This is a genomic window from Arthrobacter ginkgonis (assembly GCF_039540195.1).
Taxonomy (GTDB): Bacteria; Actinomycetota; Actinomycetes; order Actinomycetales; family Micrococcaceae; genus Zafaria; species Zafaria ginkgonis.
The window spans coordinates 94,314-113,871 of record NZ_BAABEO010000034.1; the positions used below are offsets into that span (position 1 = coordinate 94,314).

Annotated in this window: 21 protein-coding genes; 7 read left to right on the top strand and 14 right to left on the bottom strand. The window is 63.3% G+C overall.

The window, feature by feature from the left end; translation table 11 throughout:
• Positions 1–85 precede the first annotated feature (85 nt).
• From ABD912_RS21330 to ABD912_RS21340, 3 genes are read right to left on the bottom strand one after another with little or no spacing between them, the layout of a single operon-like run.
• On the bottom strand, positions 86–1,381 hold the full coding sequence (locus ABD912_RS21330) for an amidohydrolase family protein (protein ID WP_345154128.1): 1,296 nt from the start codon (positions 1,379–1,381) through the stop codon (positions 86–88).
• A 19-nt stretch (positions 1,382–1,400) separates the two neighbouring features.
• Complete coding sequence (locus tag ABD912_RS21335) at positions 1,401–2,096, bottom strand: vWA domain-containing protein (RefSeq protein WP_345154130.1); 696 nt, start codon at positions 2,094–2,096, stop codon at positions 1,401–1,403.
• Positions 2,093–2,476 carry a hypothetical protein gene (locus ABD912_RS21340; RefSeq protein ID WP_345154132.1) on the bottom strand — a complete coding sequence of 128 codons (384 nt, stop codon included), beginning with the start codon at positions 2,474–2,476 and terminating at the stop codon, positions 2,093–2,095. Before ABD912_RS21340 ends, ABD912_RS21335 begins: the two co-directional genes overlap by 4 nt.
• 177 nt (positions 2,477–2,653) lie before the next feature.
• On the opposite strand from ABD912_RS21340, the gene ABD912_RS21345 reads away from it, so the two are divergent.
• On the top strand, positions 2,654–2,866 hold the full coding sequence (locus ABD912_RS21345) for a hypothetical protein (RefSeq protein ID WP_345154133.1): 213 nt from the start codon (positions 2,654–2,656) through the stop codon (positions 2,864–2,866).
• Between the two features lie 125 nt (positions 2,867–2,991).
• On the opposite strand, the gene ABD912_RS21350 is transcribed toward ABD912_RS21345, so the two are convergent.
• The 9 genes from ABD912_RS21350 to ABD912_RS21390 all read right to left on the bottom strand — a co-directional run bounded on the left by ABD912_RS21350 (position 2,992) and on the right by ABD912_RS21390 (position 9,663).
• On the bottom strand, positions 2,992–3,840 hold the full coding sequence (locus ABD912_RS21350; RefSeq protein ID WP_345154134.1) for a nuclease-related domain-containing protein: 849 nt from the start codon (positions 3,838–3,840) through the stop codon (positions 2,992–2,994).
• A 438-nt stretch (positions 3,841–4,278) separates the two neighbouring features.
• The gene (locus ABD912_RS21355) at positions 4,279–4,722 is read right to left on the bottom strand and encodes a hypothetical protein (protein ID WP_345154136.1); all 444 of its coding nucleotides are present in this window, start codon (positions 4,720–4,722) and stop codon (positions 4,279–4,281) included.
• 383 nt (positions 4,723–5,105) lie between these two features.
• Positions 5,106–5,681, bottom strand: a complete 576-nt coding sequence (locus ABD912_RS21360) for a TerD family protein (RefSeq protein ID WP_345154137.1) — start codon at positions 5,679–5,681, stop codon at positions 5,106–5,108.
• Positions 5,681–6,178 (bottom strand): hypothetical protein, encoded by a 498-nt coding sequence (locus tag ABD912_RS21365; protein WP_345154139.1) that lies wholly within the window; start codon positions 6,176–6,178, stop codon positions 5,681–5,683. The genes ABD912_RS21360 and ABD912_RS21365 overlap by 1 nt, the downstream gene beginning before the upstream one ends.
• A 25-nt stretch (positions 6,179–6,203) precedes the next feature.
• A complete protein-coding gene (locus ABD912_RS21370; protein WP_345154140.1) occupies positions 6,204–7,397 on the bottom strand; it encodes a toxic anion resistance protein in 1,194 nt (397 codons plus the stop codon).
• A gap of 95 nt (positions 7,398–7,492) precedes the next feature.
• Complete coding sequence (locus ABD912_RS21375) at positions 7,493–8,074, bottom strand: TerD family protein (protein ID WP_345154142.1); 582 nt, start codon at positions 8,072–8,074, stop codon at positions 7,493–7,495.
• Positions 8,075–8,164: 90 nt separating this feature from the next.
• A complete protein-coding gene (locus ABD912_RS21380) occupies positions 8,165–8,746 on the bottom strand; it encodes a TerD family protein (RefSeq protein WP_345154145.1) in 582 nt (193 codons plus the stop codon).
• 13 nt (positions 8,747–8,759) lie between these two features.
• Positions 8,760–9,350, bottom strand: coding sequence for a TerD family protein (locus ABD912_RS21385; protein ID WP_345154146.1), 591 nt, complete (start codon positions 9,348–9,350; stop codon positions 8,760–8,762).
• A 19-nt stretch (positions 9,351–9,369) separates the two neighbouring features.
• Positions 9,370–9,663: a hypothetical protein gene (locus tag ABD912_RS21390; protein ID WP_345154149.1), complete on the bottom strand. Its 294-nt coding sequence runs from the start codon at positions 9,661–9,663 to the stop codon at positions 9,370–9,372.
• 297 nt (positions 9,664–9,960) lie between these two features.
• Between ABD912_RS21390 and ABD912_RS21395 the strand changes: the two genes are divergently transcribed.
• From ABD912_RS21395 to ABD912_RS21405, 3 genes are all read left to right on the top strand, one after another.
• Complete coding sequence (locus ABD912_RS21395; RefSeq protein WP_345154151.1) at positions 9,961–13,116, top strand: DUF3427 domain-containing protein; 3,156 nt, start codon at positions 9,961–9,963, stop codon at positions 13,114–13,116.
• A gap of 194 nt (positions 13,117–13,310) precedes the next feature.
• Positions 13,311–13,736 (top strand): DUF7255 family protein, encoded by a 426-nt coding sequence (locus tag ABD912_RS21400; RefSeq protein WP_345154153.1) that lies wholly within the window; start codon positions 13,311–13,313, stop codon positions 13,734–13,736.
• Between the two features lie 331 nt (positions 13,737–14,067).
• Positions 14,068–14,361 (top strand): hypothetical protein, encoded by a 294-nt coding sequence (locus ABD912_RS21405; protein WP_345154154.1) that lies wholly within the window; start codon positions 14,068–14,070, stop codon positions 14,359–14,361.
• 1,236 nt (positions 14,362–15,597) lie between these two features.
• On the opposite strand, the gene ABD912_RS21410 is transcribed toward ABD912_RS21405, so the two are convergent.
• Positions 15,598–16,266 carry a hypothetical protein gene (locus tag ABD912_RS21410; RefSeq protein WP_345154157.1) on the bottom strand — a complete coding sequence of 223 codons (669 nt, stop codon included), beginning with the start codon at positions 16,264–16,266 and terminating at the stop codon, positions 15,598–15,600.
• Positions 16,263–16,544, bottom strand: coding sequence for a hypothetical protein (locus ABD912_RS21415; RefSeq protein WP_345154160.1), 282 nt, complete (start codon positions 16,542–16,544; stop codon positions 16,263–16,265). Before ABD912_RS21415 ends, ABD912_RS21410 begins: the two co-directional genes overlap by 4 nt.
• 629 nt (positions 16,545–17,173) lie before the next feature.
• Here ABD912_RS21415 and ABD912_RS21420 point away from each other — a divergent pair.
• The 3 genes from ABD912_RS21420 (at position 17,174) to ABD912_RS21430 (ending at position 19,439) form a co-directional block, all read left to right on the top strand.
• Positions 17,174–17,836, top strand: a complete 663-nt coding sequence (locus ABD912_RS21420; RefSeq protein ID WP_345154162.1) for a fasciclin domain-containing protein — start codon at positions 17,174–17,176, stop codon at positions 17,834–17,836.
• A gap of 200 nt (positions 17,837–18,036) precedes the next feature.
• Positions 18,037–18,630, top strand: a complete 594-nt coding sequence (sigK, locus tag ABD912_RS21425) for an ECF RNA polymerase sigma factor SigK (protein WP_345154164.1) — start codon at positions 18,037–18,039, stop codon at positions 18,628–18,630.
• Complete coding sequence (locus ABD912_RS21430; protein WP_345154166.1) at positions 18,630–19,439, top strand: anti-sigma factor; 810 nt, start codon at positions 18,630–18,632, stop codon at positions 19,437–19,439. The genes sigK and ABD912_RS21430 overlap by 1 nt, the downstream gene beginning before the upstream one ends.
• Positions 19,440–19,558: the final 119 nt, after the last annotated feature.

Below are 19,558 nucleotides of genomic sequence, written 5' to 3' on the forward strand. Positions count from 1 at the left end.
CATCGCGTTCAAGGGTGTGGCCGGTATCTGAATCCGCCGCTCTCGAGGAGCGACCTGGCGATGGAGCCGGGGAGGTCGCGGAACTTCACGTAGTCGTGGCCTTCCTGTGCTCGAATGTGGGCCCGCGTCCGCGCACGGCTGCCACGACCTTGGCGACCTGGGCGTCGAAGGCGTCAAGCTGCTCGGCTTCGGCAGCACTCGCGACGAAGGCGCGCCGATCGCAGGCCATGCCCGCGCGCCATATCCGCTCAATCGCTCGTGTTGCGGTGATATCCGTCAACGGGTTGCCGGACACGAGGACCAGGTCCGCGCGCTGCCCGGCTCCCACACGTCCCCGGTCGCCGAGGCCGAACACTCGTGCCGGTTCGGATGTGGCAGCCGCCAGGGCCTGCGCCGGGCTGATGCCGCACCGGACCAGGAGTTCCAGTTCCCGGTGCAGGCTTGCTCCGAACACGGTCCCCGGGTTCGGGGCATCGGTGCCCGCCAGCAGGGTGACCCCCGCATCGGCCAGTCGCCGCACGTTGTCCTCGGCCCGCGAGTAGGGCGGCATTTTCCGGCCACGCCATCCCGCGGCACCCGAGGTCAACCGGCGTACCCAGGCATCCCCGAGCGCCTCAGCGAGCCGCGGGTCCCCTGCCACTGCCGCGCCACCGGGTTCACCGAGGGTGTTCTCGATGGTGGCCAGCGTCGGACCGACCACGATTCCGGCTTCGGCGATGCGTTCGACCAGAGCCTTGTCCAGCGCGGCGTCCGCGGGGACGTGAGCCAGCGCGTCGACACCGGCGGAAACGGCCTCCTCGACACCGGCTGTCGAGCTCACGTGAGCGACGACGACCAGGCCGCGGGCGTGCGCGGCAGTGACCAGTGCCTTGATGGTTTCGGAGTCCAGCGACGGCCAAAGACCCCCGGTGCCGGAGAAGATCTTCAGGTAGTCCGAGCCCTCCGTGATCCGTTCCGCGACGAACTGCTCGGCCTGGTCGGCGGCGGTCAGCGTCGGGAACGGGGCGTACATTATCGACGGGTGCCCGCCGGGTGCGGTGGCACCGACACCCGAGGAACGCACATCGGCCACGTCCAGACGGGAGCCGGCCAGCTCCTTGGCCCGGGCCACCAGGTCGGGTTTGCTGAACATGTCCAGAACGGTGGTAACGCCGAAGGTCAACGATTGCGCGAGCGCACCGGGAACGAGGTGCACGTGCGCGTCGATCAGGCCGGGCAGCACAGTCCCGCCCGCCGCGTCGATCACTTCGTCGCCTGCTTGGGCGGCCGAGGCCACCGAGCACTCGGTGATCAGCCCGTCAGCGAACCGGACTGAAGTCCAGTCCTGCAACTTCGTCCCGTCGAAAACCTTCGCGTTCACGATCGTCGTTGCCGCAGCCACGCGTCCTCCTTCCAAGGGATCAGGTCCCTGCTGGCTTGCCACCCTTGCCGCGGCGTCGCGGGGTTTCGGGCATGGCGGCCTCGCGGTGTGCCTCGGAGTAGGTGGCCGCCGCGCGGGCCGCGTCCACGTCCAGCCCTTGGGCGCGGGCGGTGCGCAGGGCATGGACGGAGTCGCTCATGGCCACCATGGCGTCGCCGACGCGGTCCGGGGAGTAGGTCATCGAGCGCTCGCGGGCGATGCCGAGGCCGGCTCCGACCTCGATGGCGTCCTGGTTGGCGCCCAAGTACAGGAACGTCCAGCCGTCCTTCTCCTCCTGGCGTTCGATCAGCGCCTTGGCGGCGGCGTGAGTGATCTCCCGGGAGGCGTTCTCCTGCCCGTCGGTGATGATGCCGAACACCACGGTGCCGGGGCGCTCCGCCTCAGGCTTGGCCTGGATGCGGGCCCGGGTTTCCGCAATGGAACGGCCGATCGAATCGAGCAGGGCGGTGCGGCCGCGCGGAACCAGGACCAGGGACTCGACGTCGGCGAGCGGCCTTTCGACGTAGACCTCTGCGAAGCCGTCGTCGAACTGGTACAGGGAGACGGTTCCGTCCGGGTCGGTCCGGCGCTGCTCGTCGATGAAGGCGTTGAAACCGCCGATCATGTCATCGGCGATGGAGGCCATCGACCCCGAACGGTCCAGCAGCATCACGATGTCGGTGCGGGTCTTGCTCACGGTGTTCCCCCTCTGGTGGGCCGGCGCTTCTGGAAGCGCGGCGGGCTGGTTGAGATCGGTGGTGTGCGGTCGAGCTCGGCGTCGTACCTGGCCCTTTCGAGCGAGGAGCCGACGACCCTTCCATCTGCGTTGGAGTAGGCCTGCAGCGGTTCGGTCCGTCCCAGCCGCGGCGGCACCGCGTTCGGCGACAGGCCTGCCCGGAGCGCGACGGCGCGGATGGAGGCCCCGTCCAGGGTGGCCCTGGCCATCGACTCGTTCAGGGCCTCGTCCACGAGTTCGCGGACCTCGCCCAGGACCTCCACCTGATCCAGTGCGGATTCGGGCAGGTTGTCCAGCAGGGCCATGGCCCGGGCGATGCGCCGGTGCGACGTGTTGCTCATGAATTGAGTATGAGCAGAAACTGCGCATGTGTAAAGAGTGCGCAGATCGTCGTATGTGTATAAATGCTCCGTGCTGTCCCAGTGGGGCGGCATCTAATTCGGTGACGTTTAGGTCGAGGTCACCCTTTGCCATTGGCGGGCTGGAAGCTCAGTAGCCCGCATGAACGACTGGAGCTGATGCTTGCAACCGTCCCGCAGCTCCGACCCGAAGGCACCAACAACTGGCGGATCGGCTACGGTCCCGCGGCCGATGACGCCGGCAACGCGCCGACCTCGGGAACCGACGACGTCCAGGAGTTGGACATCGCGAGCGCGATCGATGTGATCACCAGTTGGACGGCAGGCCGAGGCCTGCCCCTGAGCTACGGGGCCGCGCTCCGCGTGTACTGAAACCTCCTATCCCTTGGGCTTGCCAGTCCAAAAGTCTTTCTAGCCGGTTCCGAAACTTGTGTTTTCGGTAGTGCCAATCAGCGTTCCCCGAGGCCGGCTGACCACTTGGCGCTGCATGGGTTCCATCACTGGTTTAGGAGAACCCGTGGTACGGCTTCAATCGCAGCTGGCACGAGATTTGCCAAGGTTGCGAATCCGGCGGCCAATAGGACAGTTGCCCAGAGGGCCCGTCGTCGTCGGGCGCTGTCCACGAGTCGACGCAGCTCCCTGAATTCCTGGGCAACGTCTGTATGCATTTCCGCGGGTGGGCGAACATGCCACGTGTTCGGTCGGATCGCAGCGGCGCTGAAAGTAGCAATCTGTGCAGGACTCAACACCCTCTTCCGCCTCTTTAGACGGCGCACCAGCTGCTGGTCTGAGAGCACAATGGCACCCTCAGTCTTGACCTTTATGGTGAGGCTCTTGGCGCCGACGATGACGATCATCCCGGACACCAAGACTTCTTCGCCTGTTGCAGCGGACAGGAGCTTTTCCGCACGCGCTGCTTCGTGGACTGCGGCGGGTATGTAAGGCTGCTTCCTCCCGGCCACCAGGACCGTATTGCCTGCGACCCAGACCGTCTGGCCCGAGTGATTCTTGGTGTTCAGGGTGAAAGCGCCGGTAGGGCCGATAACGACGTGGTCGATGTCGGAGGAACCGGCGCCCACCGGCACTGCATGCAAGACGGTCCACTCCGGGCCGAGTCCTTCAAGAAGCCGGGCAACTCGGATTTCTCCGAGCGCGCCTCGGTACCAGGGAAGGGCATCCAAAGAGAGGGGATTGGCGCCGAAAAAGCGCGCAAACCAATTCCGGGTAGGGGCCTCTTGCTGTATGTCGAGTAGTTGGCCTATGACTGCTTGGCCTGGAATGCGATCCCTCAAGTCCCACGCCGGGCCCGGGCCGTCCGCAGCAAGTGTACGACTGCTGGATTCCATCAAATACCGACCTGCTCATGGGACAGTCGGTCTGCGTCCGTTGGGTACCCCGTCTGCTCTTTGGCGGCCACGATGTCAGATACTGCGAAAGCGTCGAGATGGCCGGTGCGCATGATCATCCGCTGCTTCAGATACGTCAACGCCCCCAATAATCCTCGGTCCCGCATTCCCATGGTTTACCCCCTAAACCAACGGCCGTTGCTGGCCGATACGCCCTGCCCGTGCCCCATTATGGCAACACCATACTGGGGCAGGAGCTCCACCAGCGAGCATGACTTCAGGGATGCTGCCCGTAATCATGGCATTCGATTGCCAAGCATTGTCCGGGACTTCTAGGTGGCAAGACGTGGAGGCCCTGCGGGCAATACGCAGCCCCGAAGGCCCTGGTGCCTATGGCTTGGGAGCTATCACGCGGAAGGATCGGGCGGTCCGGCTCCCTCAGCCGTGCGGAGGAAGCTCGACGGACATGCGGAAACCGAACGCCCGCCACAGCGACTCGTCGTCGTGTCCGTTCGGCGCCGGGTCGGAACGCAACTCCAGCACGGACCCGATGCGGGAAACCAAGAGGACGCTGCGACATCCGGCTTCTGGCGGCACCACCACGGAAGAGCCGCCATAGAGCCGGACGACCAGCGGCGAATCGTCTGCACTGACAAACAATGCACGCCGCAATTTCCTCACATGGCGTAGGGCGAGGAGAGCCTGGCCTTCATGGAAGCAGACCAAAGGGCGGTTGCCGGCTGTCGTTACTTGGCGGCCCGCCCCTAGCCCATCCGCACGTCGTGTGCCGGTGATGAAGTCGGACGATTCCCAGACCAGCGTGGTGGCGCCGGTAACCGTCAGGCTTCCGATGGAGGACTGGCGGGCGTTCAGCCGCACCACCGGGCTAGTATCAGTGAGTTCGTGTAGGTCGGCGGTGGTGGGAGCCGGGAACAGGAGCGCTTCCAGGGTCCGGGCAGGTTGCCGCGAACCGGTGCGCGCGGGCGCGATCTCGAGGCCCGTCGTCGTCCTTTGGGTGGCAGCGATGGGTTCGCTTTCGGGGGCGACAGAGCGCAGGGAGGGTCCGGGCCGGACCGGGGCCGCCGGCCGGACAAGACTGAGCGGAACGGGCGCCGGGGCGGGAACCGCCGTTGGGGCACCAACGGGACGGGAGAGGTCAAGCGGGGCCTTCGCTGCGGGGGCCGCAGGCGCCGCGGCCTCGGGCTTGATGCGGCGGCGAAGGAAGGGGAGGTCGTGCCGGATGGAGGACTGGTTAACGGGCATGGCTAGAGCGCGATCCGGAAATCTTCGGCCACGCCGCGCAGCCCCGTGGTGTAGCCCTGTCCAACGGCACGGAACTTCCAGCCGCTGCTGTGGCGATACAGTTCCCCAAAGACCATGGCATTGATGTTCGTGGCCGTCCCGGACGGCACCTCGAAGCGCAGCAGTTCCCGGTTCTGCGGGTCGGCAACACGGATGTAGGCGTTGCGGACCGTGGAAAACGTGCCGGGGCCGCGCACTTCGGGGTCGATGTAGACGACGAAGGTGATTTTTGCGACCTCGTCCGGAACCTGCGGCAAGTCGACGTCGATCTGCTCCTGGTCCTCCCCGCCAAGGTACTCGCCGGACTCACCGGTGCCGAATTCGACGGACGCTTCGGGGGTAGCGATCTGATTGAAGAAGACCAGATGCTCATCGGAGATGGCGCGGCCATCACTGCCGCACAGGATCGCCGCGGCCACGGGTTCGGCCTGCGGACCGCGGCTTGGCACCACCGACCATCCCAAGCCCATCACAACTGTGGTCAGGTGGGGGTTTTCTAACGTCAGGGCGGCATTTGCCCCGGGCACCATGGAAACCATCAGAGGTTTCCCCCGGTCAACATGGAGGGCTCGAACTTGTCGCCCAGGAATCGTGCATAGGTGGACAACTCAGTGATCGCCCCGCTCCTTACTTGGTGGTTCAGGTCTTGCGCAGTGGCGAACAGCAGCGCCAATTGCTCGCAGAGGAGGTTCGTGGCACGTGCGTCGTCGGACCGGTCCTGCTCGCTGGCGGCGAGAAAGGCCCTCAGCGGAGTGGGGAGGTAGTCCCCGATGATGGCTTCAAGCAGCACCCGCTGTTCGGTGGAGCACCCGTTCTGGGCGATGTAGTCCACCAGCGGCTGCAGGATGTCGTCTATCTGGCGCAGTTGCGACGAAACGATGTTCGGAAGGTCGCGGCCGGCGCCGCGCACTGTCATCTGCAGGGCGATGAGGGAAGAGGCGACGCGGTCGTCGTCGGACTCGGGAGGGGGCGTGGGGCCCTGTTCGGCGTCCCGCGGGGGGACGCCGAACAGGGAACTGAGAAACCGTGAAACCATCTTGGAAAGGTCCTACCGCAATGCCCTAGTTTCCGTCGGCCTGACGGACGCGTTCCAGGTACGGCTTGGCCTTTTCGAGGCTGGTCTCGAGCGCGTGGACGGTGCCTTCCATGCTCTTCGCGGCTTGGGACCGGAAGGTGTCGATGGCGTCCATGGTCTGGAAGACGTTGTCGAAAGCGCGCTGCAGGGTTTCCACGCTGACGCCGGAGCTTGCCGCTTGCTGGTGGATGCGCGTGGTCTGGTCCTTCAGCATCTCACTGGTCTTGAGGATCATGTTGTTGGTGGTGGTGTTGATCGCATCGATCTGGTCCAGCACCATCTTCTGGTTGGCCAAGGCCTCAGCGACGATCACGGCGGTGCGCAGTGCCGCGATGGTGGTGCTGCGGGCCCGGTCGACGCCCTTGATGAGCTCCAGGTTGTTCTTCCGGACCAGGTCCATGGCCATGTAGCCCTGCACGGACACCGCCAGTTGGGTCAGGATGTCCTGGTGACGCTGGCGGACGGCGTACAGAACGTCCGAGTCGAGCTGCCTGACCAGTTCCTCCTGGCCCAAGGCGCGGGCCTGGTCGATCTTGGCCACGCAGGCGTTGTCGATGGCCTTGGCGAACACCGCATACTCGCTGAGCTTCTGCATGTTCTCCCAGAGCTGTACCTTCTCGTTGGCCAGCGCCGCGTTGTCCTTCAGGAGGGCATCCTGGCCGGCCATCAGGGACTTGATGATGGCGTCCAACTGCTTCTGCGCGCTCTCGTAGCGCTGGAAGTACTTGACGAGCTTGTTGCCGCCGGGGATGAAGCCAAGGATTTTGCGGCCGACGCTCAGATGCTCGGTGGTCGGGGCCAAGTCTTCAACCGTGGTGCGCAGCTCTCCGAGCGTCGAGGCGACCGAGGCCTGTGCGCTGTTCCCTGCCCGCTTGGCGCCGGCCAAGGAGGTGCTGGAGCGCTCCAACATCCGGCTGGAGAAACCGCCGGAAGCGAGCATCTCGTCCCTGCCGAGCTTTGAGATGCCGTCCACGCGCTGCGCGAAGTCAGGGCTGCGGGTGTCCAACGTCGCGACCTCCGCGATGAACGCCGCGGCTTGCTGGTTGATTTCCTGCTGGCGCTCGGTAGGAACCGGCACCATGCCGGGGGCGTCGTCCGGCTGGATCAGCGCGGGGGCTTCGGGGGCCTGCAGCACCAGCGTTGCCTCGGAGAGATCCGGCGGGGTCAGGGGGACAGTCATGATGCATCCTTTCGGAAACAGGAAAAGGGGCCTGGGCCGGGGTTGCACGGAACCAATCCGTGCTACCCCGGCCCAAGCGTTGGAGATCGAGCTAGCTAGCCCAGCTGCACGCCGTAGTCGCTGGCGATGCCGTGCAGGCCGGTGGCGTAGCCCTGGCCGACGGCGCGGAACTTCCATTCGCCGTTGTGGCGGTAGATCTCGCTGAAGATCATGGCGGTTTCCGGGGCTGCGTCTTCACTCAAGTCGAAGCGAACGACTTCCTTCTCCGTCTCCTGGTTGACCACGCGGCAGTAAGCCGCGCGGACCTGGCCGAAGTTCTGCCTGCGGGCCTCTGCCTGGTCGATCGAGACCACGAAGATCACACGGTCGACGTCGGCCGGAACGGTGGTCAGGTCGATGATGATTTGCTCGTCGTCGCCACCGCCATCGCCCGTGCGGTTGTCGCCGTGGTGCGTGACGGAACCGTCGGCGCTGGCCGGCTGGTTGTAGAAAATGAAGTCGGCGGAGGACCGGACCTGGCCGTTGGCGCCGAGCAGGAGGGCGGAAGCATCGAGGTCGAACGCGTCACCGGTGGTGGTGCGCGGGTCCCAACCGAGGCCGACGACAGCCCGCCGCAGGCCGGGGTCGGTCTTGGTCAGGGAAAGGTTGCTGCCCTTTTCGAGGGTGAGTCCTGCCATCTGGGAATCCTTTGTTCGTGTGTGGATGGGTCTGCCGGGTCCGGCTGCAAGTGGTTCCACCGGACCTCGATTGCTGATAGGGGAGAGCGTCTACTCCAGGACGATGCCGAAGTCGGTGACGATGCCGTGCAGGCCGGTGGCGTAGCCCTGGCCGACGGCTCGGAACTTCCATTCGCCGTTGTGGCGGTAGATCTCGCTGAAGATCATTGCCGTTTCCGACGCCGCATCCTCGCTCAGGTCGAAGCGCACGACCTCCTGCTCCGTTTCCTGGTTGACCACGCGGCAGTAGGCGTCGCGGACCTGGCCGAAGTTCTGCCCGCGGCTGTCCGCCTGATCGATGGACACGGCAATGACAATGCGCTTTACATCAGGGCCAACGAGATCCAGATCGATCGCGATCTGCTCGTCGTCTCCGTCGCCTTCGCCGGTGCGGTTATCGCCCTGATGGACGACGGACCCGTCCTTGCTGGAAAGCTGGTTGTAGAAAACGAAATCGTCTTGGCTCCGGACCTTGCCGTTGTCCCCGAGCAGCAGCGCGGAGGCATCGAGGTCAAAGGGCGCTCCCGTGGTGGTACGCGGGTTCCATCCCAGGCCGATGATGGCCCGTCGCAGGCCGGGATCGGCCTTGGACAGGGAGAGGTTGCTGCCCTTGCCGAGTGTCAGAGAAGCCATTGCTGCATCCCTCCTAGAGAACCCGGGAAGCCGGAGGGATCAGATCCATGACGGTCTTGCCAGTGGCGCGCTCACCCACGGCATGGAAGGCCCACCCGCTGCCTTGGCGGGACACCTTGGACATGATCATGGCGGTGTGCGGTCCGGCGTCGGTCAACTGGAAGCGGGCAACTTCCGGGCCGCCCGGGGCCGAGTCGTCCACCAGGCGGGTGAACGCGTTGGCCACGCCGTCGAAGGTTTGCCCGGTGTAGCTGCTGATGACGAAGACGATCTGGGCCACCGCGGGGGAGACCGCTGAGAGGTCCACCAGAATGGTTTCGTCGTCACCTTCACCGGCACCGGTCAGGTTGTCACCGGTATGGCGGGTGGAGCCGTCCTTGCTGGCGAGCTGGTTGAAAAAGACCGCGTCCAGGGCCTTTCCGTCGGCGTCGAACAGGAGAGCCGAGGCGTCGAGGTCGACCTGCGCGGTCTTCAGTCCGCCAAAGAAGCCGCGCTTGGCAGGGGCGGCGGCATCCCAGCCAAGGCCCAAGCGGACCTTGGTGAGGGAAGCGCCATCGCTCTTGGTCAGGGAAAGGGACTGGCCCTTCTGGAGGCTCAATGCCATTGGGTTTCCTCGTTTCTACTTACTTGGTGGTGGCGAACTCGTCGTTGAGCTCTTCGGCTGCAACGCGCTGATTCCGAGCAATGGAACTAAACAGCGCAGCCAAAATCGGGACGGCGACGATCACACCCAGACTCCAGGCGATGAGGATGGCGATCGCGCCGAGGACAATGTCAAGGCTGAAGGACGCGTCGATGACCTCGAAAATGCCGAGGATTGCGCACCGGACCAGGGCGACTGGGCCCCTACAGAGGAGGGCCGCGAGCGAGAAGGTAGCGGGAACGAGCGGGGATCCGACGCATAATTTGAAAAACACGCGCTCGCGCGCTGCCCTATGCCGCGGCTGCCTAGTGCACAGGGCAGCGAGGTGTTTGACCCCTTAGACATGATGCTTCCCCCAGACAAGCTGTCTTGCTGTGCTTTGTAGCAGCCTAGCGGTCGGGAGCGACAAAAATGCTCTCCTGTGGGAGAAACCAAGGGCGTGGCTAAATTTCGCGTCAACTCGCGGATGGTGCAGCTGCTGCGAACGGATCCTTGAGTAGTTGTCGGCTCGATGCAACGTAAGGCCGTCATCCTTGGAAATCCTGTCGACGGTGTCCAGTAACCTGGCCCAATGGGCGATGTTGCTGGGGGACAAAATGTTCGTGACTTGGGCGAAGGAATCTTTGAGGACCTGCTGACAGGCCAGTTGGCTAAGCGCCTCGAAGGGCTTCAGGAGCTCGTGGATTCTGTCGTCGAGGTCCCGATGTCCGAAGCACCTGCCGCGCTGGCCCGGTTTCTCGGGCCGGCGATCGAAGCCAAGCTGAGTACCCTCGAGCCCGAGGAAATGGTTGGCCTCTCGAACAGCATTCTGGATCTCCTCGACCACTCCGACCAAGTCCTTCCCGGCCCACGCAATCTCTTGTCGCTGACCCGGGACGGCGACATCCGGCGTCGTTCTTTCAAGCGTCCCCAGACGCCCCTAAGTGAGGCGGCGCTCCTGACGAACGGCCGCGACGAACCGCAACTGCGGTCCGAGCTCCTCGCCGAGCTGTCGTCGGCTGACAGCGTCGACCTGCTCTGCGCGTTCATCAAGTGGGAAGGTCTCCGTCTGCTCACGGAGGCGTTGGAGGAGTTGAAGGACCACAACGTCCCGATCCGCGTCATCACCACCACTTACATGGGCGCTACCCAACGCCATGCCATCGACGAACTCGTCCGTCGCTACGGTGCCGAGGTCCGTATCAACTACGAGACCCACGCGACGCGCCTGCACGCCAAGGCCTGGCAGTTCCGTCGCAGATCAGGCTTTGACACCGCATACGTGGGCAGCTCCAACCTGAGCAAGCCGGCCCTGCTCGAAGGCCTCGAATGGAACGTGCGCCTTTCCGGAGTGACCACCCCCGCCCTGCTGCAGAAGTTCGACCTGACCTTCGAGAGCTACTGGCAGGACGAGAAGTTCGTTCCGTACAACCCCGACAAGGACGCCGAAATGCTCGACGCCGCGCTGAAGCGCGCCGGAGGCACGACGGCGGCACGCAGCCTGGGCGCGACTGGCCTGGAAGTCACGCCCCTTCTTCACCAGAAGGAAATGCTTGAGGAACTCGACGCCGCGCGAACGAACCGCGGCGAGCACCGAAATTTGGTGGTCGCCGCGACGGGGACGGGGAAAACCGTACTCGCGGCACTGGACTACAAGCGGCTCTGCGAAGAGGCGGGACGCGATCTAACGCTGTTGTTCATCGCGCATCGCAAGGAAATCCTGGACCAGTCGCGGACAACGTACCGGAAGGTCCTGGGCAGAGGTTCCTTCGGCGAGATGTTCGTCGACGGACAAAAGCCGCAGCAGTGGAAGCACGTCTTCGGCAGCGTCCAGTCGCTGAGTGCGATGGGCCTGGACAAGATCGCTCCCGAGGCGTTCGACGTGGTGGTCGTCGACGAGTTCCACCATGCCGAGGCCGATTCCTACCGACGGCTGCTAAGCCACCTGGCACCGGTGGAGCTCCTCGGACTGACGGCCACGCCGGAACGCGGCGACGGCGTGAACGTTGCCGACACGTATTTCGGTGGACGGATTGCCTCGGAACTTCGGCTTTGGGACGCCCTGGATGCGGACTTGTTGGTGCCGTTCCACTACTTCGGCGTGGCGGACGACGTCGACCTGAGCGGCATCGAGTGGAAGCGCGGGTCCTATGATCTGTCCGCGCTGAGCGATGTGTACACCGGCAACGACATGCGGGCCCTCAAAGTCATCACCGCCCTACGCGACAAGGTGCTGAGCACCTCCTTGATGCGGGCCATCGGGTTCTGCGTTTCGGTGCAGCACGCCGAATACATGGCCAGGGTGTTCAGCGAGGCGGGCATCCCCTCGCTGGCGGTTTCCGGTCAGACCGGCAGCGATGAACGCAGTGAAGCGCTGGCCAAGCTGCGGGCGCGCGAGATCAACTGCATCTTCGCGGTGGACCTCTTCAACGAGGGCCTTGATGTGCCCGAAATCGACACCATCCTGCTGCTGCGGCCCACACAAAGCAGCACGATCTTCCTCCAACAGTTGGGTCGCGGATTGCGCAGATCTGACGATAAAGCGGTGCTGACCGTTCTGGACTTCATCGGACAACAGCGGCGGGAATTCCGCTTCGATGTGAAGTTCCGGGCGTTGCTGAACGCTTCTCGAAGGCGGATGCAGACAATGCTCGAGGACGAGGCCCCGAATCTTCCGTCCGGTTGCCAGTTGGTGCTGGATCGAGTGTCTCGCGAAATCGTCTTGGACAACATCAAGTCCCAGCTCAGGCTCAACAAGCCAGCACTGGTGAAGGAGATCAAATCCCACGGGACAACAATCCTCGAAGACTTCCTGGAGGAGTCGGGACGAGACTTCGAAGATGTCTACCGTCGCACCGGAGATTCGTGGACGGACCTGCTGCGGAAGGCCGCCCTTATTGGGGCGCGCTCTCCGTGGGAAGAGAGCCTCGAGGACTTCAACGCGGAGCAGCAACGCGAGGAACGCGAATTGCTCAAGCGCATGACTCGCTTCCTGCACATCGATGATGCCGAGCGGGCCGAAGCCTATTCCTTGCTGCTGTCCGTCGATGCGCCGAGGTACGACGAACTCGGAGATCGCCGACAGACCTTCGCCCGAATGTTGTTCTACACCTTCTGGGACGACGGCAATGGCTTCTCATCCTACGACGAAGGCCTCGACCGCATCCGAGTTCACGGCCACCTCGTGGAAGAACTCCGGGCGCTTATGGCCAGAGGAGTGGAACGGAGCCCGCATTCGCCGCGAGGACTCGGACTGGGACTCCAGCACATTCCGCTGCATTCGCATGCCACTTACTGGCGCTCGGAGATTCTGGCGGCGCTGGGCTATGGATTCCTGGAAAAGGGCAAGGGTGTGAGTCACCGCGAGGGTGTGGCCTGGTGCCCGGAAACGTCAACCGACGCGTTCTTCGTCACTCTCAACAAGGATGAAGCGAGCCACAACCCGAACACCCTGTATAAGGACTACGCAATCAGCCCGGACCTGTTCCACTGGGAGTCCCAGAACGCGACCTCCCCGGATAGTCCGACCGGCCGCCGCTACCTTAACCGGAAGGCTTACGAAACCCACATCGTCCTCTTCACCCGAGACGTTGCCGAGGACGCCAACGGAATGGCCCAGCCGTTCACGTGCCTCGGGCCGGTGGACTATGTGCAGCACAAGGGCGCCAAGCCGATTGCGATTACCTGGAAACTGCAGCGCGAAATGCCCGTTGACGTGTTTACTGCCGCCAGTGCGGTGGCGCGATAATACGGGCGATCCCAAGAATCGAGGAATAGGACGGCCATGCCGGTTGGTGATGCACAGAGGGCTTTCATGCAGGCCGCGGCTGAAGATGGGATCCGGCTTCGGCCAGGCGAGACGCTCCCTTGGATCAACGGATTGGTGCACTACGCTCTGCCCGGAGGGCGCAAGCGGCATATGAGGCGCTCGACGACATTTTCGTGAAACTCGACGGCAAGGTGGCGGAGCAAAAAGCGAAACGACGCCGTGTTCTGCCATTGGACTTTGTTCATGAATCGACGGGGACGATCGTGGAGTTTGATGAAATGCAGCATTTCACGAGCTTCCGAAGGCATTCTCTCGAACTATACCCGGAGGGGGTGTCAACCGGGTTCGACCTTGATCGGTACATCGTTATTTGCCACGACTGGAGCACTAGGGCGGATAACTATCGTGCGGCAAAAGCTGCGACTGGGTTTGGTCCTGGAGGCCGTCAGAAGCAGCGCGCGTACTTTGACGACCTTAGGGATCTCGCTGTTCCCGCCATGGGAGGACCGGGCGTCATTCGTGTGGCCTGCTTCGATAACGACGGAAGGGCAGCCTATGCGAGAGAAAGAGAAAAACTTCAAAAATTGATGACGGTGTAACGCAGAAAAGAATTCGATGTAATTTCGCTTGCACCCACTAAAATGTATTCTTCCCGGGAAAGGTTCCTGGCGGTCGAGATGCATAGTGAAAGTCGTCTAAGCCGGAGTCTTGGAGACTGCATGAGGAACGGAGGGAGTTTTATGCGCTATTTGGCTTGCAGAAGGGGCAGCAAGTATAGGAAGTGTCTGCATCGGCTGATATCAAGGTTTCGCGTGCCGGCGTCTGGGCACTCATAAACCCCCGGAGAACGCCGTTCTTCTGGACCCCCGAGTGCGGCGTGCTTTCCACGTTCCGGGAACTCCCCATGGTGTAGGCGAGACGCAGGGTTACATGTTTCTGCTGGACGGGCAAAGACACGTTTCTTTGATCGAGGTCCTCGAGGAAATAGAAGGTAAGTTGGCGATTACTTGTCCGGCGGGTGGGGACGATGATGCATCGAGAACTGTGTACCTTCTGAAGGAGGCGCACAAGGGCACTCGTTTGGAGACGCGGACAAGGTTCACAGCTCCGGCTGCCCAGCATAGCCAGGCCAGCATGATCGAGAGCGTGCATCAGGCCGCTGTCAAACAGCTGGTTGCGCGCGTGAAGCAGGTTGCGGAGAACGGTTGGAACGGGCTCGGCTAGCTCAGTCTCAAGGGCCGTGCTCGCGCTGATCCGGCTCTTAGCAAACGAAGGTGTAGTCGGGCTCTGGATTCGTCGGCTTCGGGCAGGCGAGAGTGCGCGGTCTCAGGCGGGGAGCTGGGCGTGGCATCGTCTGCAATGGTGCGGATGCTTCTCGAACAGCGGGGGAGATGGCGCGCGAATATGAAGCAGGCGACACCGAAGCAGAGCTAGAAAAGAAGTGAGGACTGCCGCATGGGGCGGTGGACCGGGCGTTGCACCGCGCTGCGCTGGAGACGCGTCACAGAGCGCACTGCCGCTGATCTTGAGAAGGAGAAACCCCGCATGGCTTCAAGAAGCTGACGTTGACGACAACATTCTGTGCGCAGAGAGCGGCGCTTCAAGATGCTAGGTGCAGAGAAGAATTCCTGGGACTACTTATTCTTATCGTCTTCGCTAGCTACATCTTGCCCGCTGCCCGCTGGCTCGTCCTTTGCCAGTAGGCTCTGTTCGCGTTTGGCACCCCGACTCTTCTTGAGCTTCTCGTATCCCCAAGCCGCTCCACCGAGTACTCCGCCGACAACGAGTCCCCTTACTCCGCCAGCTTTGGTCCCCTTCTCGAGTCCTTGATGATAGCCATGACCCCACGCATCATTTCCCTCGATTCATGCTCCTTGCTATGTTCTTGACTCGGCTCGAGCATATCTGGCGTGGGGTCGCTTGCTGTGCGGGCGCCGTAGCGGCGCCCGCACTAGCAGCGGTGTCGGGTGACACCGAACGGCTCTTGTACCAGCTGCAGAGCTATCGTGTCGTGCAGTTCTCCCCATGGCCCGCACGTCCGGCACCGGGGATTCGGTTCGGTGCCTTGATACTCTGCCTCTACCGGGGCACCGCCACGTAGCGACTACACTCCTGACTGCGAAGAGTCCCTAGTGATGATGTGGCATCCCACCGTTCACAGTTTGTTGGAGGCGGGGGAAGGCTCCACCAAACGAATTGCGCCCACATCGGCAATGAACCTATAGAACCGTTCCTCCTCATGGGTCATGGCGATGATATGGAATGGAGGCTCTAGATCTTGCGATTGGATTTGATTGCGAAGCCGCACGACGTCGTTTCGATCGGTATAGATCAGTAGAATGTCCAAGTCTTGGGGCGTCTCCGACGATAGGGCTGAACCAAACAACCAGAGAGCAAGCCTGCCGTTAAGTCGGGCAAGCGAGCAAAGGTGCTCAAGGTGCGACCACTGACGAGGGCCGTTCACTCCCTGAATAGTGAGGAGAGATTTTCGAGAAATTCGTTGAGAGTATAGATGTGAATTTTCAAAAAACGTCCTGCTTCGATTGCCTGCGGACTCATTGCGTTAGCGTATGGATTTTTTGAGACAACTGCATCAACTTCGATGTCTTCATAATTCTCAACGAGAGTGTAGACCTCGTCAGCGGTCAACTCATATTGGTTGGTAATAATGATGTGCAGTGGCGATTTCTCATCTGTTGGAAAGAGAGTGAAGGCATTTTCGCCGATGCGCTCGATACGACGAATAGACGAGTGCAAGATCAGCCTTCGTCGAACATATGTGTGATCCGGCGATCGGTAGGCAGCGATCTCACCTTCGGACTCTAAAGCCCTTCGGAGATCCCCAAAGCTCCCAATCACGAATCCGACCCCTTCTGCGCGCCTGTATGTATCGGGCTTGGCCCTTCGTTTGGTCAGGACGACAAAGTCAAGGTCCTCCACTTCTTGTTGTGCCTTAAGTAGTTCCGGGAGATCGAAATCACTGCCAATGTTGGGGTCTACGCAGTAGATGTGGCCGCTCGGTCGTCCGGACCGTTCGATGCGTAATCCAAGGTCCGACCCTTCGATAGTGCTCACCGCGTAGGTGTAGTCGTTGCGCAACTGGTTTGCAACCCAGTCTCTGATAGTCAATCCCGCTCCTGAAGTATGTGGTTCATTTCTGTCGGAAATCTCTGACTGCCGGCAGTCCAATCGCCGAGCAAATGGCGCGCCTCCAACTCGTCTCGATGAATGGCGAAAATCTGCGCGATCCGCTGTTCGTCTGAATCAAGGAGCGTCACGTTCTTTGCCAAAGCCGAGACTATCTCCGCATTATTTGGGATGATTGTGCGCCGCAAGTGGCGGTTCCACTGTGCTGCCCGTTCGTCGGTATTGAGGTCATCGGAAGGACCATACAATTCAAAGATCATTCTGTTGGTATCGAGGCGAGAGGAAACGTAATTGCGAGCCTCACCCCGATCTGAAAAGTCTGGGACTCCAGCAGCGGTTTGCACGGCCCTCTGACGCCGAGCTTTCCAATTTTGCATCATTTCGGCGGGATATAGGTTTGGAGCCTTATCGACGAGGGTGTGGCAGTTCGCACACAAGACGACGATATTTGAATGATGGGCACGATCGTCCGCTGACATAAGCGTCGCTGAAACGTCGCGGGGTCCTCCAGTTGAGGCAGATATGATATGGGCCATTTCAGCAAAATCTGCCGTCGAATCGTCGGTGAAGAGTCTGCCCGTTGAGCAAGAGGGGTTCGCGCAGTAGCCCCCAGACTCACTCCATAGCAACCTCTTTGTGATAGTCGACAACGCAGTTCGCTTGCAGCCTGTTTGCATTTCGGGCGAAGTCACCGTCTGATTATGCCATCTGCATTCGCTCGAGCGAGGGAACTCGTTGGGCGTGGAATGCGTCAGATTATTGAATGTCTCGAAGTCTCTCGAAAATCTTCCAATCCACCTCCTCCTCCGCTCCGAACTCCCATCGACAGCCCGCCGCGATCGGCGGGACGGTGAAGCGGACCAGCGTCCGCGGAACGAAGGAGAATGCCATGAAGACCATCGCGCGCAACACCCTGCTGGGCCTGGCAGCCACCGCGGCCCTCGGACTCACCGCCTGTGCCGGAGGCACCACGACGGCGACCTCGCCGACGTCCAGCATGGCGGACACGTCTAGCGCTCCCGCCAGCTCCTCGGCAACGATGATGGACCCGGCCGCCAACCTGGTGGGTCCCGGCTGTGCCGACTACGCCGAGCAGGTCCCGGACGGCGAGGGTTCGGTCGCCGGCATGGCCCAGGACCCGGTGGCGGTCGCCGCCTCCAACAACCCGCTGCTGACCACGCTCACCAAGGCGGTCTCCGGCGAACTGAACCCGGACGTGAACCTGGTGGACACCCTCAACGGGGACGAGTTCACGGTCTTCGCCCCGGTCGACGAGGCGTTCAAGGCCATCCCGGAGAAGGACCTGAACGCCGTGGTTGCCGACAAGGACCTGCTCACCTCCGTTCTGACCTACCACGTGGTGGCCGGCCAGCTGACCCCGGACGAGGTTGCCGGCACCCACGCCACGGTCCAGGGCCAGGACCTCGAGGTCACCGGCTCCGGCGACACCCTGAAGGTCAACGACGCCACCGTCATCTGCGGCGGCGTGCAGACCGCCAACGCCACGGTCTACCTGATTGATGGGGTGCTGCTGCCTCCGGCCAAGAACTAGCCGGGCAGGGAACCAGCCGGGCCAACACATTTGTTGGCCGGTCCATCAGAAGGTGTGCCAACAGGGGAGTGCTGCCGGGGGCCGGGCCGGAGCGGGAAACCGCGCGGTCCGGCCCCCTGCCGTGCCGCCGCACGGAAGTGCCGGACGCCGGCGTCGTACCCCCGCCCGACGACGAGCGAAGTCGTGAGATGCTAACCACCATGTACCAGTCAGGTCGGGACCAGCCGGACGACGCGTCGGCCCCCGCGGTCCCCACGACCCCGGACGCACTGCTGGCGCGCACTGCCGGCGGGGACGAGGGCGCGTTCGAGGCCCTGTACGACGCCGCCGCCCCCATGGTCTACGGGCTCGCCCGCCGCGTGCTCGCCGACGCGGCCCAGGCCGAGGAGGTCGCCCAGGAGGTCCTGGTGGAGGTCTGGCAGACCGCGGCCCGCTACGATCCCGCCCGCGGCGCCGCGCTGTCCTGGATCGCCGCGATCGCCCACCGCCGCGCGGTGGACCGGGTCCGCGCCTCGCAGGCCAGCCGCACCCGCGACCTGCGCGAAGGCATCCTCGGCTTCCAGGAGGCGCAGGACGACGTCGAGGACCTAGCCGTCCTGCACGCCGACGGACAACGGGCCCGCCAGGCCCTGCTGGAGTTGCCCGAGGCCCAACGGGAGGCGATCGCGCTGGCCTACTACGACGGGCTCACGCACCAAGAGGTCTCCGAACGGCTCGGGGTGCCGCTCGGAACGGTAAAGACACGGATACGCGACGGATTGACCAAGCTCAGGAACAGGATGGGGGTGGCGTAATGGAAAACAAGGACCCGAACCGGCGGAACACGGACCCGCAGGAGACCGCGGAGCCGGACTTCGACGCCGACGTCGCCGCCCTGCTGGGGCTTGCCGTCGCCGAGACCCCGCCGCCCTCACTCAAGCGCAACGTCATGGCCGCGATCCGCTCCGTCCCGCAGCTGCCGGCGGACGAGGCTGGCGAACAGCACGACGCCGGTCCAGAGCCCGACGCCGGCGCGCCGGCTGCCGCGCCCTTGCCGGCTCCCGCCGTCGAGCAGGAAACGGCGCCCGCCCCGGATTCCGGTCCCGACGCGGCGCCCGAGCCGCTCCGGCTGGACACAGCCCGCCGTTCCCGCGAACGCCGCTGGCTCACCGGGCTGGCCTTCGCCGCGTCCGCCCTGTTGCTTGCCGCCGCGGGCCTGGGCGGAATCCTGATCCGCCAGCACAACCAGCAGGAGGACCTGCGCCAGCAAGTCGCCGCAGCACAGAGCGACGCCGCGCAGATGCGCCGCCTCCTCGAAGCCCCGGACCTGCACTCTGCGCAGGCGCAGACCACCGAGGGGGCTCCGGTCGTGCTGGCCTACTCGCCGTCGGAAGGCCTGATGGCGGTCTCCGGGCAGGACCTTCCGGATGCGCCGGAGGGGCACGGCTACGAGCTGTGGCTGATCTCCGCGGATGGCGCCGCCCCTGCCGGGATGGTGTCCGCCGGGGACGTCGCCATGGTCGAGGGGTCGATGGAGGGCGTCACGCACCTGGGCATCACGGTCGAGCCGGCGGCCGGTTCGCCGCAGCCAACCACCGAGCCGATCCTGCTCCAGGCGCTCTAAGGCGGATCCCGGCGGTTCCCCCTGTGCCACTTTGTGGCACGACATTCCTTGGTTTGTGGTGCAGGTCTCACAGGATTGGTCGAGCGAGTCCGTTCGCCGATCAACAACTGCATGGGGGT